Genomic DNA, 24,461 nt, shown 5'->3' on the forward strand with positions numbered 1-24,461 from the left:
AAGCAAAACGGGCGCCTTTCGAGCGCCCGCCACGTGTTTGTTTCGAAGCCGATTATTCGGCGGCGACGATCTTGCCGTTTTCCCACTTGTAGAGCGAGAAGCTCTGCGAGGTGAGGTCGCCGGTTTCGCCGTAGGTGAGCTGACCGATGGCGGTCGGGATGGCCGAGCCGTCCTTCAGGGCTGCGGTCACGGCTTCTGCGTCTTCGGCGGTCTTGGCCTTCTCGATGCCGGCCGCGATGACCTGGACTGCGGCATAGGCATTCAGCGTGAAGGCTTCGGCCGGGATGTTCTTGGCGGCGAGCGAATCTGCTGCTGCCTTCGAATCCGGGCTCTTCAGGGCGTCGGATGCGTTGGTGAACAGCGTGCCGGCTGCCGCTTCGCTGCCGATCGTCCAGTATTCGGAGTTCGACAGGCCGTCGCCGCCGATGATCTGGGCGTTGAGCGCGAGGTCACGCAGCTGGCGGGCCATCAGGCCGCCTTCCGGGTGATAGCCACCGAAATAGATCACATCGACCTTTTCCGACTTCAGACGGGCGGTGAGTGCGCCAAAATCCTTGTCGCCGGGGGTGATGGCGTCGTTGACGACTTCGGTGATGCCGCCGGCATTCAGGGTCGCCTTGAAGGCGTCTGCGAGGCCCTTACCGTAGGCGCCCTTGTCGTTGATGATGGCGATGCGCTTGTCCTTGAGCTTTTCAAGAACGTATTTGGCGGCGACTTCTGCCTGCTGGTCGTCGCGGCCGCAGGTGCGCAGGACGGTTGCGAGATCACGCTTGGTGAGGTCCGGTGCGGTCGCGGTCGGGGTGACCATGAGGATGCCGTTTTCGGCGAGAACGTCGGAAACGGGAATGGAAACGCCCGAGGTGACCGGGCCGACAACGAAGTGAATGCCTTCGCCGACGATCTGGTTGGCGGCGGAAACGCCCTGCTTCGGTTCACCGGCGTCGTCGGCCAGTTTCAGGACGACCTTTTCGCCGAGAATGCCGCCTGCCTTGTTGATGTCGTCAACGGCCGTCTGGGCGCCATTCTTGACCTGATCACCATAGGCTGCGACCGGGCCGGTCAGCGGTGCGATGAGGCCGATGGTGATGTCGGCATGGGCAACCGTTGCTGCGAGCGGCGCAAAGGCCAGCGAGGCAGCCAGCGCTGCCGTGATTGTCTTCAATGTCATGTCTGTCTCCTTGGGGCATCGGCAGAATTCATTGGCAGGCCTCCCGGACTGCCGGTCATGATGCCTGGCGCGCCTCGCTGTGAAGACAAAGTTGTCGAGCAGCTATGGCAGCGCAAAACATCGATCTGCACACGTCCATGTTTGGTTCGTGAAGCGGATGGCAATTTTTGTAGAAATCTTGTGAGTTGCGCGCAAGAAGATAACCGAAACTGCGACATTTCGGTGGGGATATTTCAACGCTTGATCCTAAGACGATGCGAAGCGGAATCTGCATTTCTGCTGATCAAAGCCCGATCACGTTGGGCAGGACATCGGTGCAAACGGTATCTCTTGGTCAGAGAATAGGCGGCGCCAATCTCGCTTGAAAAGCATCAGATATCGGCGCTTCAAGGCGCATCGCGATCCTGCGGGAACGCTTGTGCGCTTCAGGTTTTTTTATCGCATCTCAGTTGCGCAAAGCCGTTGTGCGATATGCTTTAGAAACAAGAGAGCCCGGGGGCTGCCCGGGCATCTTTTAGACCGATCCAATTAGATCAGGCGGCAGCGGATGTTTTCCGTTCTGCAGCGATATAGATGTCTTCGAGGCTGTCGAGGATCTTCAGTACCGACTCCGAAGAGCTGGAATAATAGATCGTCTGAGCGTCACGACGGGTCTTGACCAGCTTCTGTGCGCGAAGCTTGGAAAGATGCTGGGACAGGGCCGACTGGCTCAAGCCTACGCGCGTCGCCAGTGCCCCCACTGCGACCTCTCCCTTTACCAGGCAGCAGAGAATCATCAGCCGCTTGGGGTTGGCCATGGCAGACAGCAGGCCTGCTGCTGCGTTTGAATGTTCAGATAGTGCAACCTTATCCATTAGTTCTCTTCACCTCGTCTCCAAAGTGGCCGCGCAATTCACCAAATATTGTTATCCGGTGATGTTAGGCGGCGCAGGCGGAATTTGTACATCCCCTAAATTTCGGGTAGTTCGAGCTACATTTTAGTTTATTTGCAGATATAATGTATGACGTCTTCCGGCAAGTCTAGTCTGTGCTGAAACTCGTGCCGGACGAGTACATCACCCGAAATCAAGTCAATCCCGGCGGGATCGACCAATCCGAATCTCCAATTCTTGTCTCCTAGACCCAGACGTTGCGCAAAACGCGCCGCCTCGGAGGTCTTTTCGACCAATTCGTTCTGTATTTTCAGCCATGCTGATTCGTCTGCAGCGAGCGGAAAAACCAGGTCCTCGGCGCCTAACGCATAGGCACGCCCGAAGCCTCCGTTGAGGGATGCCTGAACGGGAGCAAGCCGATAAAATCTGAAATCAGGAAAATCTACGTAAAGTTGCGCCTTCGAGTGGCGTCTTAAAAAACGAGCGCGAAGTCTTTGATGCGCCGCGCTATCACGGGAAACGAGTTCGGCCTCGCAGAAAACGGTGATGCGGGCATGCGCCAGCGGATCGCCTTTTCCCGGTTCGCCAGCAAGCAGCGAGCAGCGGGAATCGTCTTTGAGACCCTTTGTGTGACCTGAGAGCGCTGAAACTAGCACAACGGGGACGCCATCGAGGTCGATCGCGGTCAAAGCTCGGCTGACGGAAGGAAAGCCTGTCGCCGGATCGAGCACTGCGAGTGACATGTAGCGTGCGCCACGGATCAGCGAACGAGCAAGCTCGCGTGCCTCATCGTCCGTGGGTCGCAATAACTGGGCCTGTTCGGCCATCCGTCACTCTCTGGTTGTTTTTCGATTTTGCTTTATTTTTATATCATTTAATTCCGCGCCGCAAAAGGGACCTTGCCGCGTCAAGTTTGCGCACCATCTACCAACGGTTAAGAAATAATGGCTCAACGGCTGTCGCGCAGCCGATGGCGCGTAAGCCCCTTGACGACATCGTCCGCCGTAACGGAGCCGACGATGCTGCCATTGTCGACAATGGCAATGGCGCCGCGCTGGCGGGCAAGTCCATCCATGATGTCAACCAGAGGTGTATCCGGTGATGCCGAAGCGGAGACCGGTGTTGCGCTCGTGGCGGCGGAGATGCCCTTCGTCATGATGTCGCCCGCTGTCAGCATGCTGATCGGGTTCATGTGGCGGACGAAATCGGCGACATAGTCATCTGCCGGATCACGGACGATTTCCTGCGGCGTGCCGCATTGGATAATCTGTCCGCCTTCCATGATGGCGATACGGTTGCCGATGCGGAAGGCTTCATCGAGATCGTGGCTGACGAAGAGGATCGTCTTTTTCAGCCGGTGCTGGAATTCCAGCAGTTCATCCTGCAGCTTGGTGCGGATCAATGGATCGAGGGCGGAAAAGGGTTCGTCCATCAACAGGATGGGCGCGCCGGTGGCGAAGGCCCGCGCGAGGCCTACGCGTTGCTGCATGCCGCCCGAAAGCTCGCCGACGCGCCTGCCCGCCCATTGGCTGAGGCCGACAAGTTCGAGTTGTTCGCGGATGCGGCTCTGGCGTTCCTTTTCAGTGACGCCTGCAAGTTCGAGACCAAAGCCGACATTTTCTGCCACCGACCGCCAGGGGAGGAGGGCGAATTGCTGGAAGACCATGGAAACGGTGTGCATGCGCAATTCGCGCAGTGTCCTGGCGCTGGTTCCGTAAGGGTCGACCGGGCCTGCGGGGGTGGCGACGCTGACGCTGCCGCGGACCACCGGCGCAAGACCGTTTACGGCGCGCAGAAGCGTGGATTTTCCCGAGCCGGACAGTCCCATCAGGACGAGGATCTCGCCTTCGCGGACCGATAGCGAGGCATTCGAGACGCCGACGACAATGCCGGTCTGAGCGCTGATTTCGTCGCGGCTTCTGCCGTTATCGAGCAAGGGCAGGGCGGCATTCGGCTCCTTGCCGAAAACGATATCGACATTGCGGAATGTCACGCAGTCCCTGGTCTCGTGCTCGGTGGGGAAGGGGCCGGTCATGGCGCATCTCCGTTTCGGCTCTTGAACAGGCGATCGAGGATGATGGCAAGGATGACGATGCACAGCCCCGCTTCGAAGCCGCGGGCGATGTTGACGGTGTTGAGTGCCCGGACCACCGGCACGCCAAGGCCGTTTGCACCGACAAGTGCAGAGATGACGACCATGGATAGCGACAACATGATGGTCTGGGTCAGACCGGCCATGATCTGCGGCATTGCATAGGGAAGCTCGACCTTGCGCAGGACCTGGGCTGAGGTGGCGCCGAAGGCGACGGCTGCTTCGGTGAGTGCGCTCGGGGTGGAGATGATGCCGAGGCGTGTGAGGCGGATCGGGGCCGGGATGGCGAAGATCACGGTTGCAATCAGGCCCGGGACCATGCCGAGGCCGAACAGGATGAGCGCCGGGATCAGATAGACGAAGGTGGGGATGGTCTGCATCAGATCGAGGACGGGGCGCATGCCCTGATAGATCCATTCGCGCCTTGCCGCCGCGATGCCAAGCGGTATGCCGATTGCCATGCTGACCACGGTAGCCGCCAGCACGAGCGCCAGCGTTTCTGTCGTCTCTTTCCAGTAGCCCAGATTGTAGATCAGCAGCAGCCCGAGACAGGTGAAGGCGGTGACGCCGATGGAGCGGCGAAGGCCGTAGGCGAGAGCCGTGAAGAGCGCAATGAGCAGGAAGGGGTTCGGATATTGCAGAACCGCCAGAAGCGCATCTATGACCTTGGACAGGACATGCGACAGCCAGTCGAAAAACCAGCTTGCATTGGTCGTCAGCCAGTCGACGGCGTTTTTCGCCCAGTTGCCGAGGCGAAGTTTTCCACTCGAATCGACGAGCCAGTCGGGTAGCCAGTTCACGTCCGGTACCACCTCACTATATCAAAAAGGTCAGGATCAAAAAGATCGAGAGAAAGAGCCGGAAGACCGGCCCTTTGACTGTCGGGATTAGAGGCCGAGTTCGGATTTGACGGCTTCGAGACCGGGTTTGCCATCCTTGGTCGTCACGCCTGAAAGCCATGGCTCGATTGCGGTGGCATTGGCCTTCAGCCAGTCGGTTGCGGCGACTTCCGGCTCTTCGCCGTCATTCAAAATGCCGCCCATGATCTCGTTTTCCATCGGCAGCGAGAATTTCAGGTTCTTGATGAAGGCGCCGACATTCGGGCACTCCTCGGTGAAGCCTGCGCGGACATTGGTATAGACTTCGGCACCGCCGAAATTCGGACCGAAGACATCATCGCCTCCCGTCAGATAGGTCAGCTGGAAATTGGCGTTCATCGGATGCGGTTCCCAGCCGAGGAAGACGACCGGCTCGCCGGCCTTGTCGGCACGGGCGACCTGGGCGAGCATGCCCTGTTCGGAGGATTCGACCACTTCCAGCTTTTTCAGGCCGAACGTGTCTTTCTCGATCATGCCGAGGATCAGGCGGTTGCCGTCATTGCCCGGTTCGATACCGTAGATCTTGCCGCCGAGCGCATCGGCGTGCGTCGCGATATCCTTGAAATCCTTGATGCCGAGTTCAGCACCCTTGGCATTGGTGGCGAGCGTGTATTTCGCGCCCGTCAGATTGGGGCCAAAGGATTCGATCGACTTTTCGGTCAGGAAGGGGCGGACGTCGGCTTCCTGCGTGGGCATCCAGTTGCCGAGGAAGACGTCGATATCCTTGTTCTTCAGTGACGAATAGGTGACGGGGACGGAAAGGACCTTGATATCGGTCTGATAGCCGAGCGCCTTCAGGAGGACCGAGGCGGTTGCTGTGGTCGCGGTAATGTCGGTCCAGCCAACATCAGAGAACCGGACGGTGCCGCAGGCTGCCGGCTCGGCGGCAGATGCATTGGCGGCAAAGCCGGCAAGGGAGGCGGAAATGGCCAGGGTGAAGGCCAGCGATTTATGGATGCGCATGATTGCTCCCTTTCTTATCTGTTCCCGGTCATTATCAATAACTTCCTACGCCAAGCAAGCGTGCGCATTTACGTCGCGGGATACGGGGCGTTTGCGACATTCTGCGCTGGGGCAGAGTCAGAGCAGCCCCCTGGGGCAATTTCGGGATCGGCAAAATTGTCACCATGGGGCGCTTGCTAGGCCTGATGCCCTGGTTGTGACTTGATCTAACTCATATCAGGGCAGATAGAGGCGCATCGTCATCTGCTCAATTCCGGAAATACCTTCATGCCCACATCATTTTCCCTGTCGCGGCGCACCTTCGTGCTCGGCTCCGTCTCCATGACGGCGGCGCTGGCCGGCTGCACCACGACCTCCCAGCCTTCCGTCGTTCCTGCCGTTGCACAGCGTCCGATCGGGCCGCCGAGCGAGGCTGAATTGCAGACACGATATGCTGCGATGGAAGATGGTGGGCACAAGCTGCCAGCAATCCCATACCAGCAGATCGATCCGAAATATTACCGGCAGCGGGTTATCGATCCGACGGGCGAAAAGCCCGGCACGGTGGTTGTCGATACACCGAACCGGTTCCTCTATGTCACCGAACCCGGTGGCACGGCGATGCGTTATGGCGTCGGTCTCGGACGTGACGGCTTTGCCTGGGAAGGCGAGGGCGTGGTTCAATGGCGGCAGCCGTGGCCGCGCTGGAAGGTGCCGGATGAGATGATCGCCCGCCAGCCCTCGCTTGCACGTTATTCGGTCAAGGCCGGCGGCATGGATCCGGGGATCAAGAACCCGCTCGGTGCGCGCGCGCTTTACATTTTCCAGAATGGTCAGGACACGCTTTATCGCCTGCATGGCTCGCCGGATTGGCAGTCTATCGGCAAGGCGACGTCCTCCGGTTGCGTGCGCTTCGTCAACCAGGATATTCTCGACCTTTATACCCGTGTTCCCTACCATGCGCGCATCGTCGTGCATCAGGGCGCGCTCCGGACGGCCTGACGTTCGGAACTTCAGGGCAGCTTGTCGGATTTCCGTCCGACCGCTCGTCCTTCGCGTGAAAGGAAGGCAGAATGCCTTCCCTGCCGCAGGAGGAGAAGATCATGACCCTTTATCTGGTCGCCATTCATCATCCCGACGATTACGATCCGGCCGTCCAGGAAGACGAGGCGATGCATCGCGATATCAGCGCACTCAATGAAGAGATGATCGCCGCCGGTATCCGGCTTTTCGTTGGTGGTCTTGCTCCGGTTGCGGCCGCGAAATCGCTGAAGGCCGGGCCTGGCGGGGAGGTGGAGGTTACCGACGGCCCATATCTGAAGACAAGCGAGCATGTCGGTGGCTTCTGGGTGCTAGAGGCCGCAGACATGAATGAAGCGCTCGAATGGGGCCGCAAAGCCGCAATCGCCTGCCGGACGCCGGTCGAGGTGCGGCCGTTCCTGGAATATCGGAGGCCGTCTACTTGAGCATTGGCCAGGTGTCGGAAAGCTTGTAGCCGCCGGGGAACGGGTCAGAGGGGTCGAGCATCAGTTGCGAGGTGCCGCTGATCCAGGCCCGGCCGGTGATCGACGGAATGATGGCCTTTTGTCCGGCTATCTGCGTTTCCTCAACGATCCTGCCGACGAAGCGTGTACCGATGATGGAGATACCGGTCAGGCTGTCGCCTTGCTTGAACTGACCGCGGGCATGCAGCAGCGCCATGCGCGCCGAAACGGCGGTTCCTGTCGGCGAACGGTCGATCTTGCCGGGCTGGATGGCGACAACGGATTTTGCCATCAGCTCGCCGTCTTCGTGATAGGGCTTGCCGGCGAAAAGGCAGAAGGAGATATGGTTCCAGCCGGTCTCTTCCGGATGCGAAAAGCCCAGCTGCCGGTTCGCCTCATTGGTGATCCTGATGCCGGTTTCGGCGATCAGGCGGGCATTTTCGGGGATGAGGTCGATGCCGATCTCATCCGGATCGACCACGACGAAACTGTCGCCGCCATAGGCGGTATCGACGGTAATGGTTCCGAGGCCGGGGACATCTAGCGATGCGCCGAGCTTCTGGGCGAAGCTTTTGACATTGGTGACGGTGATCCGCTCGGCCTTGCCTTCCCTGCATTCCGCCTCGACCTCGACCAGTCCGGCCGGCGCTTCCAGCACCATTTTAGTCACGGGTTCGGTCATCGGGATGATGCCGCTGTCGAGCAGGACGGTGGAGACGCAGATCGAGTTGGAACCTGACATGGGCGGCGTGTCCTCCGGCTCCATGATGATCCAGCCCATCTGGGCTTTCGGGTTCTTCGGCGGCACGAGAAGGTTGACGTGGCGAAAGACGCCGCCGCGCGGTTCGTTGAGAACGAAATTCCGCAAGGTCTGGTCCTTAGCGATAAAGCGGGACTGTTCCCAGATCGTCTCGCCCGGAGGCGGTGCGACGCCACCGACAATGACATCCCCGACCTCGCCTTCCGCATGGCAGGTGACGACGTGGATGATCTTGGATGAGCGCATTGCTTTTTCCCGGAGAGATTGGGGTGTCGTTCGCAGGAGCCGAAGCTGAAAGCTCAGGGCTTTCTGCATTTGAAAATATGCTAACCAGCATTTGCTGGTGCGGCAACATGTGAAAGGGGGACGAGATGAACCGGTTTGTCGTAATTTCGGGATGTTCCGGCGGGGGCAAGTCGACGCTTTTGGCTGAACTTGGCGCTCGTGGTTTTGCCACGGTGGAAGAGCCCGGAAGGCGTATTGTCGCCCAAGAGTTGGCGGGTGAGGGGAAGGCACTGCCCTGGGTGGATCTGGCGGCCTTCGCGCGGCTGGCAATCGAGGTGGCGATTGCGGACAGGCAGGCTGCTGTAATGAATGACGCATGGACGTTTTTCGATCGCGGCCTGATCGACGCAGCCGTGGCTTTGGAGCTTGCCACCGGAGAGACGGTGGCACAGCGGTTGAACGCGGATCAGCCCTATCATCGGTTGGTGTTCATGACACCGCCATGGCCGGAAATCTATGAGGGGGATGCCGAGCGCCGCCACTCGCTAAGCGATGCCGTCGCGGAATATGAACGGCTTGCCGCCGCCTATCCGGCGCTCGGCTATCAAGTGGTCGTCCTGCCGAAGGTTTCCGTTGCCGAGCGTGCGGATTTCGTTCTCAGCACTCTTGGCGCAGCAAGGGCTATTTCTTCTTCGGCCTGAAATCGATGATCAGCGATTTGAGTTCGACTTCGCGGACGCGGTATGCGGCTTCTTCCGGTGAGAGCCAGGCGAGTTCGCGCTGGCCGCGTTCCTTGTAGTTCTTTTCGATCTCCGTCACCTCGACCTGAAAGACGTCGACGATACAGGGGGCGACATCGCCATTGTCCAGCCATTTGAGATAGGTGTAGCGGCCGACCGGCTTCTTTTTGGCACGTCCGCGGACGCCTGCCTCCTGCCACGCTTCGATTTCGGCTGCTTCGTGCGGCTGTTTTTTCTTCATCGGCCAGCCCTTGGGAATGATCCAGCGACCGCTGTCGCGGGAGGTCACCAGCAGGATCTGCAAGGCATCGTCATCGGGATTTCGGCGAAAACAGAGAGCGCCGTATTGCTGGCGAAATTCGTCGTTGAAAAGCTTCTCCGGCATCTGCGCAAGCTGCTGCAACAGCGTGCGCGGCTTCGTGCGCAGTGTGCCTGCCTGAGGCTTTTTGTCTTTCGTGGAAGGTTTCATACCCGTTTACATGCCGATTTTTGCGGTTGATTCCAGCGGTCTGATGGCTTTTATGACAGTTTTGTGACGGGCCTGAAGTTGGCGCCGCAGCAGGGATTATTGTTATGATGAGTATTTTCAGGAAGTTGATGCCGCGCGAAGACAAGTTCTTCGACATGTTCTCCGAACATTCGCGGACCGTCGTCGAGGCGGCCGAAGCGCTGGGCGAGCTTCTGAATGGCAAGGATGTCGATGCCAATTGCGAGCGCATCGTCACACTCGAGGATCGCGCGGACGATATTACCCGCGATGTCCTGCTTGCTGTGCGCCGCAGTTTCATCACGCCTTTTGATCGCGGTGACATCAAGGATCTGATCCAGTCGATGGATGATGCGATCGACATGATGCACAAGACGGTGAAAACCATCCGCCTTTTCGAACAGTCGAATTTCGATCCGCTGATGCGGCAGATGGGCGAGGAGGTCGTCAAGGCGGCGCATCTCGTTGCGGAAGCCATTCCGCTGCTCGACAAGCTCGGCGCCAATGCGCAGCGTCTCAGCGCCATTGCTGAAGAGGTGATGCGTGTCGAGGGCCGGTCCGACGATCTGCATGATCAGGGTCTCAAGGATCTTTTTCTGCGGCACGGCACTTCCGGCGATGCAATGGCCTACATGATCGGAGCCAAGATCTATGGCGAACTGGAAAAGGTCGTCGACCGCTTCGAGGACGTTGCCAATGAAATCAGTGGTATCGTGATCGAGAACGTCTGATGGACCTGACTCTCGCCTTTCCGCTGCTGGTCGGACTGATCGGCATTGCGCTGTTTTTCGATTTTCTCAACGGCCTGCATGATGCGGCAAACTCGATCGCGACGATCGTCTCGACGCGGGTGCTCAAGCCGCAATATGCGGTGGCCTGGGCCGCCTTCTTCAATTTCATCGCCTTCATGTTTTTCGGCCTGCATGTGGCCGAAACGCTCGGTACCGGCATCATCGATCCGGGCATCGTATCGCCCGCAGTGATCTTTGCCGCGCTGATGGGGGCGATCATCTGGAATATCGTTACCTGGATTTTCGGCATTCCCTCCAGTTCCTCGCATGCATTGGTCGGGGGATTGATCGGGGCGGGGCTTGCAAAGGTGGGCATTTCCTCGATCGTCTGGGGCGGTTTTCTGAAGACGGCAGGGGCGATCTTCATGTCGCCGGCGATCGGCTTCTTTCTGGCACTTGTTCTGGTGCTTGCCGTCTCCTGGATCTTCGTGCGCCAGACACCTTTTGCCGTCGACCGCACTTTTCGCATCATGCAGTTTATTTCCGCATCGCTCTATTCGCTGGGCCATGGCGGCAATGACGCGCAGAAGACGATGGGCATCATCGCCGTGCTTCTGTTCAGCCAGGGCTATCTCGGGTCTGAGTTCTACGTGCCCTTCTGGGTGGTCATTACCTGCCAGTCGGCCATGGCGCTCGGCACGCTATTCGGCGGCTGGCGGATCGTCCATACGATGGGATCGAAGATCACCCGGCTGAACCCGATGCAGGGTTTTTGCGCCGAGACCGGCGGGGCGCTGACCTTGTTCGGCGCGACATGGCTCGGCATTCCGGTCTCGACCACGCATACGATCACCGGTGCGATCATCGGGGTCGGGGCCGCGCGGCGTGTCTCGGCAGTGCGTTGGGGGCTTGCGGGCAATATCGTCATTGCCTGGATCGTGACCATGCCGGCTGCGGCGCTGATCTCCTATCTGACCTATCAGATCGTGGCTCTGTTCGATTAACCGGCCGCGAACCGTCAGCAAATATCTGTGGTTATCCGACGGCCTGTCTTCCGCTTGCCGCCGGAGGATAAGAAAACGCAGCCATGGCCAAGCTCTATTTCCATTACGCGACGATGAATGCCGGCAAGTCGACCATGCTCTTGCAGGCCTCCTACAATTACCGGGAACGCGGGATGCGCACGGTGATCTTCATCGCTGCGCTGGATGAGCGGGCGGGCAAGGGCAAGGTTGCGTCGCGGATCGGGCTTTCTTCGGATGCCATTCCGTTCGGTTCGGATGACGATCTTTTTGCCGCGATAGCGGACATGCATGCGCAGGAGCCGATTGCCTGTGTCTTTATCGACGAGGCCCAGTTCCTTTCCGCGGAGCAGGTATGGCAACTGGCGCGGGTCTCTGATCGGGTCGGTATTCCCGTGATGGCCTATGGTCTGCGTACGGATTTCCAGGGCAAGCTGTTTCCCGGCTCCTACGAACTTCTGGCGATCGCCGATGAATTGCGGGAAGTCAGGACCATCTGCCATTGCGGCCGCAAGGCGACCATGGTCGTCAGGGTGGACGAGAGCGGCGCGGTGATCCGCGAAGGTGCGCAGGTCGAAGTTGGCGGCAACGAGAAATACGTTTCACTGTGCCGGCGACATTGGGAAGAAAAGATGCGCTGCGACTGACGTTCTCGTGATCTCCCCCTAAAAAAACGGGGAGGTTTCGTTCTATTGACCAATGTCAAAGCGCCAAAGTCCTGCAGCGGTAAAACGCAGACATCGCGGTGGTGCCGCGAACCTTCGCAGGAGAATTCGATGTTCAGAACGATACTGAAGACCGCCACGCTGGCCGCTGGCGCGGTTCTGCTGGCCTTGCCGGCACTTTCCGCCGAAATCGAGATCAAGATGCTCAATAAGGGCTCTGACGGTCAGCCGATGGTCTTCGAACCGGCAGCGGTGAAGGTCGCGCCCGGAGACACGATCAAGTTCATCTCCGTCGACAAGGGGCACGATGCCGCTTCCATGCCGGGTCTTGTTCCTGAAGGCGTCGCCGCGATGAAGGGCAAGATCAGCCAGGATCTCGTCGTGACCGTCGATCAACCCGGCGCCTATGTTTTCAAATGCACGCCGCATCTCGGCATGGGCATGGTTGCCCTCGTCGTCGTCGGTGAAGCGCCGTCCAACATCGACGCGGTCAAGGCTGCCAAGATGCCGAAGAAGGCAAAAGAACGCCTTGACGCCGAGATTGCAAAGCTCGGTCTCTGAGCTTTCCGTTTTTCTAGACAGACCTTTTCATTACCTAATCATTACCCTTTTTATCACCTAGTTATTATTGCAGGGCCGCTGTCGTCAAAATGCGCAGCGGCCCTATTTCTTTCTCCGGGCATGGAGGCAGAAACTATGGTGAAAGCGGATAATTCCCCTCGTTTTGAGGATACTGTCTCAGAGCTTGATGCCGGTCTGAAGGCCGTGCTTGAGTCGGGGGAAGCGTTGCTGGCGGCAATCCCCAAGCCGGCAACCATCGTACAGCCTTTCGATGGCGAGGCTTCCGCCGAGCTCGGTGCGTTGCGTCTGGAATTCCTGATAGAGCAAAAATCCTCTTACGGAAAACTTGCCTCGCATGTGATGAGGATCGGAGATGCCGTTGACGACGAGCGGGCAGTTTTCGTCCGGCGAGAAAACCCGCAGCCGAGCGATATTGCCGTCGGCTTCTTTTCCAAAAAACTGATGCGCCGCCGGATCGAGCAGCGCGCCGGAAGAAGTGGTGGAATCGAGAGATTGCGTACCATGCTCGGCAGGGCGGACAGGTTGGCAGGGCTGATCGAGGCCCATCGTCGGACCGTGACCGGCCAACGAACGACGGCTGAAAACGCCTTGGCCGGATTGGCAGGGCTCCGGGCAATTGATGTGTCAGATGCAGCATTGGGCGGAGAGGATCACAGTGCCATGGATGGCGTTGGAAACATGTCCGGAAAGCTCGATTTCGAGAGAATGGTCGGTCAGGTCGATACGGTTGCACGCGCATTGAATGCGGGTGTTCGCGATCTGAACCTGCTCTTGCAGAAGCTGAACCTCGATATCGAAAACCTGCTCGATCTCTATTCGGTCCTTCTCTCCTTCGATCGGGACCGCGAGGCGCACAGTCTTTCACCCGATGCCTATCCGCATCTAGCCCGGCCGGTATGGCGCCTGGGGCATGAGCTGTTGCCGGGAGGACGCCTGGAACGCAGCCGGCAGAGGACGGATGTCGCTTTTGCAAAGCGGTTCGAAGGCGCGTGACTTACCCGTTGTGAGACCCGGGGTGGATGAGTGTGACACTATCTCAGTCCAAATTGTTCCAATCCATCCCACCGCAGCTGTTGTACTCTTAGGATCGGCATCATATGTCAGCGGAGACCGATCGGCTTCCAGGAGGACTAGATGCGCGACCAGATCACCGGATTCTTCAAAGGCATGGCTGCTGCCATAGGGCGCGGCGTCCGGATATTGATCGCCTGGCTGATATGGCCGCTGATGGCCGTCCATGGCTGGTACCGGGGGCGCCGTCTCATGGTAAAGGGGCCGATCGCGCTCGTTCTCGTCCTGCTCGTTGCCTTCTATGGTTATTTCATCTGGCAAACGCAGGTCTGGCGCGGGTTCGATCCGAATTTCGTCGATAGCTACCGATGGACGGAGCGCAACATTCCTGCGGGCCAGGAGTTGCCTGTGCCCGGCGTCGAGGCGCAGGCTCAGGCCGCCGCGACATCCGGGGTGGCCGCCGCAGCTGCAAGGCAATGCCAGACGTCTGCCATCGCGGATGCGTCGGCCGATCTCACCGACATGAATGTCAACCAGAATGCATGGATCTCTTCCATGCTTCTCTATCGCCTCGGCTTTTTCGGGATCGATTGGGACCATACGCCTTTTCTCGACAACAAGGCATCGTTCCAGCGTGGTGTGAACCAGGCCGTTCGCCGCACGTCCGTCGAACTTGTCGATACGCTGGCGCGGATGAGGGGGACTTCGGGCGTCAACTCCAATCTTCAGGATGCGCGCAGCAACCTGCAGTTTGACGAATATTCCTGGTATTTCGGCTTGAGCCCGTTCGGCCCCAAGACGCCGACCCCGAGCTATTATCGGGCCGCGATCAACAGCCTGAACAAGTTCAATGTCGAGTTGGGCAATTGCTCTGCCACATTCGACAGCCGCGCCGACAATCTCGTCCAGTTCATCGATCGCGTTGCTAACGATCTCGGCGGCACTTCCGCGATCCTGCGCGAGCGTTCTGAAAACTATAATGGCGGATGGTTCGACACGCGGGCGGACGATCGCTTCTGGTTCGCCTACGGTCAGCTTTACGGTTATTACGCCATCCTTTCGGCCGCCGGCGCTGACTTCTCGCAGGTCATTCGCGAGCGCAATCTGGCGCCGCTCTGGGCGGATATGCTGAAGCAGATGCAGGCGGCATTGCGCATCCAGCCGGCAATCATCTCTAACGGTGCCGAGGATGGCTGGATCATGCCGACGCATCTGGCGGTGATGGGCTTCTACACGCTGCGGGTTCGCTCCAACCTGGTGGAGATCCGACTGGTGCTCGACCGCTAAAGCACGTCGCGATCTTTCAGGCTCGCTTGTCGTGCTTTAGCTCTTTGTTTTTGCGCATGTCTTTATCCCGAAGCCGGTGACCACTTTCGGGAGACATGCTCTAAACAAGGCCGTTCAGTTCGTCGTCGGGGATGAAGCCGATCGTCGTGCTTGCCTGCGGGAAAAGCTCGTAGGTCATGCCGACAACGTCGCCGTCTCCCTCATCTCCTGCCCGGAATTTGCCAACGCTGCGAACGAATTTGAAGGTCGTGGGGCCGTTCTTGACGCGGTAGAGATTGTGGAAAGTCAGCCGCGATGCACTCGCACGCTCGAAGGTCTCCATCATCCCGGTCAGGTCATCCGGATGGATGGCCGCACTCAACCGGACAAGATCGAGCGGCCCATCCACATGTTCGATCCCGAAAATCTGGCAATATTCCGCAGTGCCGAAAATATGTCCGCTATCAATGTTGAAGCGCCAGAAGCCACACAGGCGGAAGGAGCCGACGAGTTCCAGTATTTCCATGTCGCTCAAACCGATAAGCCGATGCTGGGCTTCGTATGGTTTGCGCGAATGCTCGATCCAGGATGCCAATTTCAGATGATCTCCAGCCGGGGCTGTTTTGAATTCAGGCGATAAGTCTAAGCCTTAGCGCCTTGGCCACAAGCTGCGTCCGGTTGACGCAATCAAGCTTCTTGATGGCATTGGTCATGTAGGCGTTCACCGTGTGATCGGAGAGCGTCAGTATCCGGCCGATCTCGACGGATGTCTTGCCCTGCGCTGTCCAGCGGACCACTTCCAGCTCGCGGACGGTGAGAGGGGATGGGGCGGCCTGGCGCTCGTTACGCCGGATCTTCTCGAACATGTCGAAGGCATGCAGGATGATCATGCCGATCTCGTTGAGCTCGACCTGGGTAAGGCGGGGGCGGGCGCCATCGAAACGCATGATGAAGCGTTCGCCTTCGATGGAGTGAAGTGTCATCGCGACGCTGGTGATCAATCCGTACCGTCGTTGAAGATCTTCAATGCCGCTATCCACCGCAAAGGGACGGGATTGACGCGGGTCGCCGATCGACCAGCAAAAGGGTAGTTTCGACTGCAGGATGATATCGCCAAGGGCGCATTTTTCCAGAAGCCGCTTTCGGTCGAATTCCGCAAAATAGGGCTCGGGAATGCTGCTCTGCAAAATCATCCGCGACAGAAATTTCTCGTCCGGATTGGTAAGCGACAGCAACGTAACGTGCTGCAAGCTGAATTCATGCGTTACCCGTCGCAAGGCCAAGAATAGACCTTCTTGCGATTGGGTCGCAGATATCTCGCTGCTCAGCACCGATTGCCGTTCGTGAGTTATCATCAGTTTTTCGGGTTCAAAGGAGCTATGTTATTGTTAATAAATATACTAGTTACATTGAATAGCCAGAGAAAACTCGTCAAAAATCCGCGAGTTAACAGCTTTCGTGATACGTGATCAGGTTAATTATTTGATTTCAGTGGCTTATGGGCAAATGCCTGAAGTGTGGAAATAAGCTCAATTCAAGTTTTCCTGTCGCACTGCAAAGATGAGGCCGCCAAGTTTGGTCTGTTACAACGACATCGGCGCATAATGCTGGCTTTCCCGACGCCTGGCTTATGTGTCTGTGAGCCGATACTCGCTGTTGCCCGATCCGGCTGACGCCTGCGTCCTCCGTCTCAGCTTTCAACGGATGCGGTCGGGGTGATCGCTTCCGGGATGGTGAGCGTGGAATAGACCCGATTTCTGCCCTTGGCCTTGGCGAGATAAAGAAGCTGGTCGGCGGCGTTGAGCTGGTTTTCGAACGTTTCGTCCGGCTCGAATTCGACGACGCCGATCGATATGGTCGCCGAGATCGATCGGCTGCCGGCTGTGATCGCCAATCCGCCGATAGTGTTGCGTAATTCCTCACAGAACGAGTGTGCCTGAAACGCGTCCAGATGATTGAGGTAGATCGCAAACTCCTCTCCACCGATGCGGGCGGGCATATGTCTTGCGGGCGCGCACATATCCGCCATGACTGCCGAGATGGCCTGCAGCACGGCATCGCCGGCATCATGCCCATAGGTGTCGTTCACCGTCTTGAAATGGTCGATATCGAGGAGGGCGATTGAACCGCGTATGGCTTGCTTGCCATGCTGGCGCATGGTCGAGAAGAAATGGCGCCGGTTTGCAAGGCCGGTCAGATCGTCCCGTTCCGCCAGACGGCGAAGATGATTGAGCTGCGCCAGCGTTTCGACGTTGTTGTCGATGCGGCATTTGAGTTCTTCATGCACGAAGGGGCGATAGATGAAATCCGACGCACCGGCCTTGAGGAAGCTTGCAGACAGCAGCCGATCGGAGGACGAGGAAATGCCGATAATGCGAAGCTGTTCCGAATTGCGGGTCTGGCGAATGCGGCGCGTGAGTTCGTAGCCATCCATATCGGCCATGTGATAGTCGGTGATGACGATATCGATCGTCTCGTCCGCCGTCAGTATTTCCAGCGCCTGCCGGCCAGACCGGGCTTCCAGAACCTGAAAGTTCTGGCGGTTGAGAATTTCCACGAGTTCGGACCGGGCGGTGCGGGCGTCATCGACAACGAGGATCTTGTGGGCGCTGTTGGCGATGATGCGGCTGACAGTCTGAACGACCTTATCGACCGTTTTGGTGCCGTCCTTGACGATATAATCGACGATCTTCTTGCCGGTGCAGCGGTCTCTGGTCTCTGCGTCGAACATCGCCGTGAAGACGATTGTCGGGATCTCCTTCTCCACGAGGAGATCAAGGATCTCGCCATTCGGTGCGTCGGGAAGGTTGAGGCCGCTCAAGGCGAGCAGGAACGTGCCTTCGTCAATGTTCTTGCGCGCTTGCGCAAGAGAGCCGCAGCGCGTGACGATCGCGCCGGTTTCCTCTTCCAGGCGCTGGGTCAACAGCGTCGACAGCGCGACGGAATCCTCCACGAGAAGTATTCTTTCCCCCTGCTGCAGGCGCAGTCCGTTGATGGAAAGCAGATTCTCGCGGCCTACAGTCATGTCGTCCTCCGGGGCAGTTCAGCCGCCTGATAAGCGACATGAATTACCAGAGCGTTTCCACATTTCCTTGATATGCGGAAACTCTATCTCGCCTTGTTATAACGCAATTCCGGACGCAAAATCGGATTTCGATTTTGCGTCCGGAATTGCTTAATCAATCATTCAATTGACGAAATAGTGCCCGCAGCCTTCAATTCCCCCTGACTGAAGGCTCTAGAAACGCATCAGAGATGCGCTTCCTGTTTGGCTTCGTTCTTGTCAGCCTTGGTGGCCGCCATGATGCGTTCCAGCCAGCCGAGCATAACGGCGGATACAACGAAGGCGAGGTGGATGATGGTGTACCACATCAGCTTTGCATCGGTGTATTGGTTGGCGTTGAGGAAGATCTGCAAAAGGTGGATCGACGAAATTGCGACGATCGAGGAGGCGACCTTGATCTTGAGGCTGCCGGCATCGAGCTTGCCGAGGAAGGAAACGTCGGCTTCCGTCTCATCAAACCGGCTGACGAAGTTTTCGTAGCCGGAGATCATCACCATGACGATGAGGCTTGCAACCAGCGCCGCATCAATCAGCCCGAGCATGGCGAGGATCATCTCGGCTTCGCCGAGCGTGAAGACATCCTTGGCGATCTTCCAGAATTTGAAGGCAAAGGAAAGCGCATAGACCGCCAGCGCGGCCACGAGGCCCATATAGAAGACGACCAACAGCCAGCGGCTCGAGAGGATGATCTTCTCGACCAGCAGTTCCAGCGATTTCATTTGATGTTCTCCGGCTTAATCAGGGGTGCTTCACATAATAGGCCAGAGGTGGTTCCGGCAAGGCCGTAGATGGTGTGCCTTGTTGCATTTAAATCACTTGGCAAAACTCACATAAACATGATTCATCAAGTCATATTTTAATAATTGACAACCAGAGTCATGTTTTCTAATGGCATGAATAAGGCGGTTTCTGCCTCCTGCCACATTTTTGACGAAATTTAACTAGGCCAGCTTTTGCCATCGTGCTCTTGCGCGAGGGGGATGGCGTGCGGCCATATAAAAGGGACAGTTATGGCCAGCCGGCGTCTGCGATCGATCCTCACCACCTGCACCGCGCTTGCGCTGCTTTCCATTGCTGCCGAAGCTTCTGCTCAGCAGGCTAACTCTCAGCCGAGTGCGACGGACACCACACTGCGACCAATCGTGCTCCGCGGTGGAAGGGTAAAGGTTAAGGCCGATGATCCGGCTGCGAACACGCCACTTGCCAGCACCACCACTGCAGATGACATAGCAAAAAAGGAAATAAACAGCGTTCAGGATCTCGGCAATACAACTGAGCCTGGTGTTGATTTTGTCGAGAGTCGTCCGGGAATGCCTGGCGGCATGTTCATCCGCGGTCTTGGTGGTCCACGTATTACCACCTTGGTTGATAATATACCGATTCCGTTCCTCAGCAACGACGCCCGTTCGGGTGCGCAGTCTCCGACGACCGGTGTCAGCGACGGTACGAATAGCTTCGACCTTTCCTCTCTGTCATCGGTGGACGTGGTTCGCGGTGCTGACTCGAGCCGCATAGGCAACGGCGCTCTCGGTGGTGCATTGATCCTGAGGACGCTTGAGCCGGAAGACCTGATTGGCGAGGGGCGCGACTGGGGTGGCGTTGCCAAGCTCACCTATGACGGAGATAACAACAGCTTTGGTGGTTCTGTGGCTGTTGCCAAGAGAATCCAGAACACTTCGGTCCTGTTCCAGGGCGGTTACAAGAAGGGCCAAGAACGAAAGGGTAATGGAGATATCGGTGGTTTTGGTGGTGGTGCAACCGGTCGTACCGAAGCGAACCCCGCCGACTTCGATCAGAACAATCTTCTTTTCAAGCTTCGTCAGGATCTCGACGGAGGTCACCGCATCGGTCTTACTACCGAACGGTTCGACCTTCAGACGGATACCGAATTGAAATCTGCTGCCGGAGCTGCTGATACGTCGTTCAATCCTGACGATTATAATGGTGTTGATGACACGCGGCGCGAACGCGTTTCTATTGACTACGAGTACGAGGCGCCGGAGGCAGGCGGCCTGATCGACGCCGCTTCGCTTACGCTTTATTGGCAGCGGCTTAACAAGGTTGCCGGTTCGGAAGGTACACGCAACAACACAACGCCATACCTGCGCGAAAACGACATGGAAGAGAGCGCATTCGGTATCACTGGCGGCCTGATCTCCCACTTTGAAACGGGCAATATCGATCATGAGCTTCGGTTCGGTGGCCTTGCGTCGATCTCGAACACTACCAGCTACATGACCGTTGCTCCAGCCAGTCCGGTGACCTTCTCCCAAGGCGATTTCCCTGATGTGGATGGTTCGAAAATCGGACTCTATGTTGAAGATGAAATGAGTATCGGCGAAACGGGCTTCTCGCTGACGCCTGGTGTACGCTTTGACTGGTACGACTATGATCCGAAGATTTCCGATGGCTACAAGCAGAATGTCGGTCTCGGAATCTGGGGTGAACCCGAGGGGCAGGACGGAATGCGTCTTTCCCCGAAACTCTTGGCAACCTATGATCTGACACCTGAGGTCGAACTTTTCGCGCAGTGGTCGATGGGCTTCCGCGCGCCGACCGTAAACGAACTTTATCTCAACTTCAGCAATCCGACGACGGGTTACGCACAGATTGGCAATCCGAACCTGAAACCGGAGACCTCGCAAGGGTTTGAAGTTGGTGCTAGCTACACAAGCAATGGCATGACAGCCAAGCTGACGGCCTTTCACAACCGCTATAGAAATTTCATCGACGTTGTGACCGGCGATCCCCAGCCTCCGCAATTCCCGCTGTTTGTATCCAGCTACTTTAATCGCGATAGTGTCCAGATTTCGGGTGTCGAGTTGAAGGCAACCAAGGAACTCGCGAACGGCTTCCACCTCAGCGGTTCGCTTGCCTATGCCTACGGCAAGGACACGGATACCGACGAACTGATCCGTACCGTTGCTCCATTCAAGGCCATTCTCGGAGCGGGCTATGCTCAGGAAAGCTGGGGTGCCGACCTGACAGGTATCTTCGCTGCAGGAATGCGTGATGACGGAAATCCGGCAACCTTCGACGCTCCGGGTTATGGCATCGCAAACCTCACGGGCTGGTGGGAGCCCGAGCAAACAAAGGGGCTTCGCATTCAGGCGGGCGTCTACAACATCTTTGACAAGACGTATTTCAATGCTGTCGGGACGCGCAATGTGAACCCCACAAGTGGAACAGCCTCACGTCCCGATTTCTATTCCGAGCCGGGCCGCTCGTTCAAAATCTCTCTGACCCAGCGGTTCTGATCGCCAGTCTTTCAAAATCTCCAGTCGAGGGCGGTGCGAGTGATCGTGTCGCCCTTTTTCTTTGGATCGGCGGTGGACGCTCAGAGCCTGCTATTCACAGGTTGGACCGGCTTCGATAAGCATGGCCGCACAAAATGCTCCTTAGAAATCGCCAAGAGGGAAGCCACATGGCAGATGTGAAGTCGGATATCGAGATTGCGCGGGCGGCGAAAAAGCTGCCGATTGCGGCGGTTGGCGAAAAGCTCGGGATTTCGGTTGATGACCTCATTCCATACGGCCATGACAAGGCGAAGATCGGTGCCGATTTCATTGCCTCACTGGACGGCAGGCGAGACGGCAAGCTGATCCTTGTGACTGCGATCAATCCGACGCCTGCAGGTGAGGGGAAAACGACGACGACGGTGGGCCTCGGCGACGGGCTGAACCGGATCGGCAAAAAGGCCGTCATCTGCGTGCGTTAGCCGTCGCTTGGACCCTGTTTCGGCGTCAAGGGCGGTGCGGCCGGCGGCGGTTATGCGCAGGTCGTGCCGATGGAGGATATCAACCTTCATTTTACCGGCGATTTCCATGCGATCACCTCGGCGCATAATCTTCTCTCGGCAATGATCGACAATCATGTCTATTGGGGCAATGAGCTCAATATCGATATCCGCCGCATCAGCTGGCGGCGGGTGATGGATATGAACGATAGAGCGCTGCGCGAAATCGTCATGTCGCTCGGCGGGGCGAAGAACGGGTTTCCACGCGAGGGCGGGTTCGACATTACCGTCGCCTCTGAGGTGATGGCGATCCTGTGCCTTGCCGAAAACCTCAGCGACCTTGAGCGCCGACTCGGGCAGATCGTCATCGGTTACCGGTTCGATCGCTCGCCGGTCTATGCGCGGGATCTGAAGGCCGACAAGGCGATGGCGGTGTTGCTGAAAGATGCGATGCAGCCGAACATGGTGCAGACGCTGGAAAACAATCCGGCCTTCGTGCATGGCGGACCGTTTGCCAATATCGCGCATGGCTGCAACTCGGTGATCGCCACCAAGGCGGCGCTGAAGCTTGGCGACTATGTTGTGACGGAAGCCGGTTTCGGGGCGGATCTCGGGGCGGAAAAATTCTTCGACATCAAATGCCGTCAGGCGGGCCTGAAACCCGATGCGGCCGTCATCGTCGCCACCATCCGGGCGCTGAAGATGAATGGCGGGGTAAAGAAGGAAGATCTTTCCGCTGAAAATGTCGAGGCGCTGGTGCGCGGTTGCGCCAATCTCGGCCGGCATGTCGCCAATGTACGCAAGTTCGGCGTGCCGGTGGTGGTCGCCATCAATCACTTCATTTCGGATACGGATGCCGAAATCGCTGCGATCAAGGATTATGTCGATCGGCTGGGAGCCGATGCGATCGTCTGCCGCCACTGGGCCGAGGGCTCGGCGGGGATCGAAGAACTCGCCTATAAGGTGGTCGAGCTTGCCGATGGCGGGCAGGCAAAGTTCCAGCCGCTCTATCCCGACGAGACGCCGCTTTTCGATAAGATCCAGACGGTTGCCTCAAAAATCTATCATGCGGGCGAAGTGACGGCCGACAAGGCGGTGCGCGACCAGTTGAAGGCCTGGGAAGAGCAGGGTTACGGCAACCTGCCGGTCTGCATCGCCAAGACGCAATATTCCTTCTCGACCGATCCAAGCTTGCGCGGTGCGCCGGAAGGGCATGTCGTGCATGTGCGCGAGGTGAGGCTTTCGGCTGGCGCCGGTTTCATCGTGGCGATTACCGGCGAGATCATGACCATGCCGGGCCTGCCTAGTTCGCCCTCCGCCGAGCGGATCTTTCTTAACGACGAGGGCGAGATCGAAGGCCTGTTCTAGGTTCTTCGAACCGAGGTCGAAGCGGTTATCGGCAGTAGCGATAGCCGCCGCTTCGCTCCAGAATATCGAGATGAAGATGGTCTTCGTGTGCCTCGTCGCTGCCCGGTGACAAGACGGTGGTGAAGTGCAGGCAGGCGCCGGCGGTGGCGGTGCGCTGGAAGGCACCTTCCAACGTCGAATCCTCGGTCCGTGGCTTCATTTCGATCCTCTCGCCGTTATCCAGCTTGAAGGCCGCAACGTCATAGGCGTTGCCGCGCGCGTGCTCGGAGATCTTGCCGGTTGCGGCGCTGTTGCGCAGGCGGCACTGGTAGGTGGAGCCGGGGACAAGGCCGGTGATCTTGCGACCGGGCATGGCGATGTCCATGGCGGGCTGGACCGTGTCCTTCAGCCAATGGGCCATGGTGAGCGCCGTCTTGCAGCGCATGGTCGCACCGCCGAGATCGACGCCGGGCAAGACTTCCGCGACGTCGATCGGGTTTTCGATGCCGCAGCCATTGCCTTCATTGATCGGATCGGTCGTCTCGAACTTTGCGCCGATCGCCTTCAGGTCGGTGAGGCAGGCCTGCAGTTCCTGCGGATCTTCCTTTACGAGCGGCGGGGGAGGCGGGGTCTCGGCCTTCTCCGTTTCGCCCTCCTCGGGTTTGGTGCCGCCCTGTTTCGTCTCTGCCTGAGCGGGCTGATCATCAGCGGGTTTCTGTGCGGTATCTTCCTGTTTCTCCGGTTCTCCGGTCTTGCCGTCTGCCGTATCGGTTTCGGGCTTGGGTGTCGGTTTGGGGACTTCTGCTTGGTGGGCCGGTTCGGTGGCGGTTGCCGGTTGCTCGACGACAGGCGTTGCGGCCTGATCCTGCGTGGGCTGTGCGATGGGAGGGGAGGTCGCTTCGTCCGGTTTGGCGGTCTCTGTGGGGACGGGCTTCTTTACCTCAGGCGATTTCGCATCAGCCTGAGGGGATGCAGCCTGCTCCTCTGCTTTCGGGCGTTCAACTCCATCTGGCGCGTCCTGCGGGGCGGGCACGGCTGCTGTCGAGGTCTGAGCTTCCTCCGCAGGCCTGGGGATCGGCAGTGGAACGGATGCGAGCGGCGGCGGTTTGGGTATCGAGTTGCGCGTAACCCGCGTGCGGGATTTCGAGCGCTGCGATGAAGCGGATTGCTTGCGGATGCCTGTATCCTTGAGGAAACGATCGATCACGTTGATCTCGACGATCTTGGCGTTGTGGTCCGGCACCATGGGGCGTTGCGGGGGCATGGCCGCGCCGAGCATGAGGGGCGCTGCGAGCGCGAGGAGTGTGATGGACCGCTTCATTCCCTGTCTGTCCTCCAGACCGTATCTGCATCATGCGCCGGCAGATCGGAAAGCCGGGCGGAAGGGGC

The 24,461-nt window shown here is 58.2% G+C and carries 24 protein-coding genes and 1 pseudogene; 11 read left to right on the forward strand and 14 right to left on the reverse strand.

Annotation, left to right across the window (positions count from 1 at the left end; genetic code table 11):
• Positions 1-52: 52 nt before the first annotated feature.
• The 6 genes from JNB91_RS01395 to JNB91_RS01420 form a co-directional block, all read right to left on the reverse strand.
• Positions 53-1,168 (reverse strand): branched-chain amino acid ABC transporter substrate-binding protein, encoded by a 1,116-nt coding sequence (locus tag JNB91_RS01395; RefSeq protein WP_220323722.1) that lies wholly within the window; start codon positions 1,166-1,168, stop codon positions 53-55.
• 533 nt (positions 1,169-1,701) lie between these two features.
• Complete coding sequence (locus JNB91_RS01400) at positions 1,702-2,022, reverse strand: ArsR/SmtB family transcription factor (RefSeq protein ID WP_112456745.1); 321 nt, start codon at positions 2,020-2,022, stop codon at positions 1,702-1,704.
• 128 nt (positions 2,023-2,150) lie between these two features.
• Positions 2,151-2,867: a HugZ family pyridoxamine 5'-phosphate oxidase gene (locus JNB91_RS01405; protein ID WP_220323723.1), complete on the reverse strand. Its 717-nt coding sequence runs from the start codon at positions 2,865-2,867 to the stop codon at positions 2,151-2,153.
• 122 nt (positions 2,868-2,989) lie between these two features.
• A complete protein-coding gene (gene choV, locus JNB91_RS01410; protein ID WP_220323724.1) occupies positions 2,990-4,075 on the reverse strand; it encodes a choline ABC transporter ATP-binding protein in 1,086 nt (361 codons plus the stop codon).
• Positions 4,072-4,932, reverse strand: a complete 861-nt coding sequence (choW, locus tag JNB91_RS01415) for a choline ABC transporter permease subunit (RefSeq protein ID WP_220323725.1) — start codon at positions 4,930-4,932, stop codon at positions 4,072-4,074. The genes choV and choW overlap by 4 nt, the downstream gene beginning before the upstream one ends.
• Positions 4,933-5,019: 87 nt before the next feature.
• Positions 5,020-5,973, reverse strand: a complete 954-nt coding sequence (locus JNB91_RS01420) for a choline ABC transporter substrate-binding protein (protein WP_220323726.1) — start codon at positions 5,971-5,973, stop codon at positions 5,020-5,022.
• Positions 5,974-6,240: 267 nt separating this feature from the next.
• Here JNB91_RS01420 and JNB91_RS01425 point away from each other — a divergent pair, with 267 nt between their 5' ends.
• Both JNB91_RS01425 and JNB91_RS01430 read left to right on the forward strand, forming a co-directional pair.
• Positions 6,241-6,954: a L,D-transpeptidase gene (locus tag JNB91_RS01425; protein WP_220323727.1), complete on the forward strand. Its 714-nt coding sequence runs from the start codon at positions 6,241-6,243 to the stop codon at positions 6,952-6,954.
• 101 nt (positions 6,955-7,055) lie between these two features.
• Positions 7,056-7,418, forward strand: coding sequence for a YciI family protein (locus tag JNB91_RS01430; RefSeq protein ID WP_220323728.1), 363 nt, complete (start codon positions 7,056-7,058; stop codon positions 7,416-7,418).
• Here the strand turns inward: JNB91_RS01430 and JNB91_RS01435 are convergent.
• Positions 7,411-8,442 (reverse strand): trans-3-hydroxy-L-proline dehydratase, encoded by a 1,032-nt coding sequence (locus JNB91_RS01435; protein ID WP_220323729.1) that lies wholly within the window; start codon positions 8,440-8,442, stop codon positions 7,411-7,413. The genes JNB91_RS01430 and JNB91_RS01435 overlap by 8 nt on opposite strands.
• 125 nt (positions 8,443-8,567) lie before the next feature.
• Here JNB91_RS01435 and JNB91_RS01440 point away from each other — a divergent pair, with 125 nt between their 5' ends.
• The gene (locus JNB91_RS01440; RefSeq protein ID WP_220323730.1) at positions 8,568-9,122 is read left to right on the forward strand and encodes an AAA family ATPase; all 555 of its coding nucleotides are present in this window, start codon (positions 8,568-8,570) and stop codon (positions 9,120-9,122) included.
• Here the strand turns inward: JNB91_RS01440 and JNB91_RS01445 are convergent.
• On the reverse strand, positions 9,103-9,630 hold the full coding sequence (locus tag JNB91_RS01445) for an NUDIX hydrolase (protein ID WP_220323731.1): 528 nt from the start codon (positions 9,628-9,630) through the stop codon (positions 9,103-9,105). The genes JNB91_RS01440 and JNB91_RS01445 overlap by 20 nt on opposite strands.
• A gap of 104 nt (positions 9,631-9,734) precedes the next feature.
• Here JNB91_RS01445 and JNB91_RS01450 point away from each other — a divergent pair, with 104 nt between their 5' ends.
• The 4 genes from JNB91_RS01450 to JNB91_RS01465 all read left to right on the forward strand — a co-directional run bounded on the left by JNB91_RS01450 (position 9,735) and on the right by JNB91_RS01465 (position 12,627).
• The gene (locus JNB91_RS01450) at positions 9,735-10,379 is read left to right on the forward strand and encodes a DUF47 domain-containing protein (RefSeq protein ID WP_220323732.1); all 645 of its coding nucleotides are present in this window, start codon (positions 9,735-9,737) and stop codon (positions 10,377-10,379) included.
• The gene (locus tag JNB91_RS01455; protein WP_220323733.1) at positions 10,379-11,383 is read left to right on the forward strand and encodes an inorganic phosphate transporter; all 1,005 of its coding nucleotides are present in this window, start codon (positions 10,379-10,381) and stop codon (positions 11,381-11,383) included. The genes JNB91_RS01450 and JNB91_RS01455 overlap by 1 nt, the downstream gene beginning before the upstream one ends.
• A gap of 83 nt (positions 11,384-11,466) precedes the next feature.
• A complete protein-coding gene (locus JNB91_RS01460) occupies positions 11,467-12,048 on the forward strand; it encodes a thymidine kinase (RefSeq protein ID WP_220323734.1) in 582 nt (193 codons plus the stop codon).
• Positions 12,049-12,177: 129 nt separating this feature from the next.
• Positions 12,178-12,627, forward strand: coding sequence for a pseudoazurin (locus JNB91_RS01465; RefSeq protein ID WP_220323735.1), 450 nt, complete (start codon positions 12,178-12,180; stop codon positions 12,625-12,627).
• 177 nt (positions 12,628-12,804) lie between these two features.
• Here JNB91_RS01465 and JNB91_RS01470 read toward each other — a convergent pair whose 3' ends face one another.
• A complete protein-coding gene (locus tag JNB91_RS01470) occupies positions 12,805-13,194 on the reverse strand; it encodes a hypothetical protein (RefSeq protein WP_220323736.1) in 390 nt (129 codons plus the stop codon).
• Positions 13,195-13,308: 114 nt separating this feature from the next.
• Here JNB91_RS01470 and JNB91_RS01475 point away from each other — a divergent pair, with 114 nt between their 5' ends.
• On the forward strand, positions 13,309-13,641 hold the full coding sequence (locus tag JNB91_RS01475; protein ID WP_220323737.1) for a hypothetical protein: 333 nt from the start codon (positions 13,309-13,311) through the stop codon (positions 13,639-13,641).
• A 141-nt stretch (positions 13,642-13,782) separates the two neighbouring features.
• On the forward strand, positions 13,783-14,946 hold the full coding sequence (locus JNB91_RS01480; RefSeq protein ID WP_220323738.1) for a DUF2333 family protein: 1,164 nt from the start codon (positions 13,783-13,785) through the stop codon (positions 14,944-14,946).
• 100 nt (positions 14,947-15,046) lie between these two features.
• Here the strand turns inward: JNB91_RS01480 and JNB91_RS01485 are convergent, their stop codons facing one another.
• The 4 genes from JNB91_RS01485 to JNB91_RS01500 form a co-directional block, all read right to left on the reverse strand.
• Positions 15,047-15,520 carry a PAS domain-containing protein gene (locus JNB91_RS01485; RefSeq protein ID WP_220323739.1) on the reverse strand — a complete coding sequence of 158 codons (474 nt, stop codon included), beginning with the start codon at positions 15,518-15,520 and terminating at the stop codon, positions 15,047-15,049.
• Between the two features lie 34 nt (positions 15,521-15,554).
• Positions 15,555-16,175, reverse strand: a complete 621-nt coding sequence (locus tag JNB91_RS01490; protein WP_430736229.1) for a response regulator transcription factor — start codon at positions 16,173-16,175, stop codon at positions 15,555-15,557.
• Between the two features lie 440 nt (positions 16,176-16,615).
• Complete coding sequence (locus JNB91_RS01495; RefSeq protein ID WP_220323741.1) at positions 16,616-17,950, reverse strand: GGDEF domain-containing response regulator; 1,335 nt, start codon at positions 17,948-17,950, stop codon at positions 16,616-16,618.
• Between the two features lie 224 nt (positions 17,951-18,174).
• Positions 18,175-18,708, reverse strand: coding sequence for a TIGR00645 family protein (locus JNB91_RS01500; protein ID WP_220323742.1), 534 nt, complete (start codon positions 18,706-18,708; stop codon positions 18,175-18,177).
• Positions 18,709-18,999: 291 nt separating this feature from the next.
• Between JNB91_RS01500 and JNB91_RS01505 the strand changes: the two genes are divergently transcribed.
• Complete coding sequence (locus JNB91_RS01505) at positions 19,000-21,246, forward strand: TonB-dependent hemoglobin/transferrin/lactoferrin family receptor (RefSeq protein ID WP_220323743.1); 2,247 nt, start codon at positions 19,000-19,002, stop codon at positions 21,244-21,246.
• 167 nt (positions 21,247-21,413) lie between these two features.
• Positions 21,414-23,093, forward strand: a pseudogene (locus tag JNB91_RS01510) (formate--tetrahydrofolate ligase).
• Between the two features lie 25 nt (positions 23,094-23,118).
• On the opposite strand, the gene JNB91_RS01515 reads toward JNB91_RS01510, so the two are convergent.
• On the reverse strand, positions 23,119-24,393 hold the full coding sequence (locus JNB91_RS01515) for an extensin-like domain-containing protein (protein WP_220323744.1): 1,275 nt from the start codon (positions 24,391-24,393) through the stop codon (positions 23,119-23,121).
• Between the last annotated feature and the right edge of the window lie 68 nt (positions 24,394-24,461).

Origin of the sequence: Aliirhizobium wenxiniae (assembly GCF_019511445.1) — a bacterium.
Lineage (GTDB): Bacteria > Pseudomonadota > Alphaproteobacteria > Rhizobiales > Rhizobiaceae > Neorhizobium > Neorhizobium wenxiniae_A.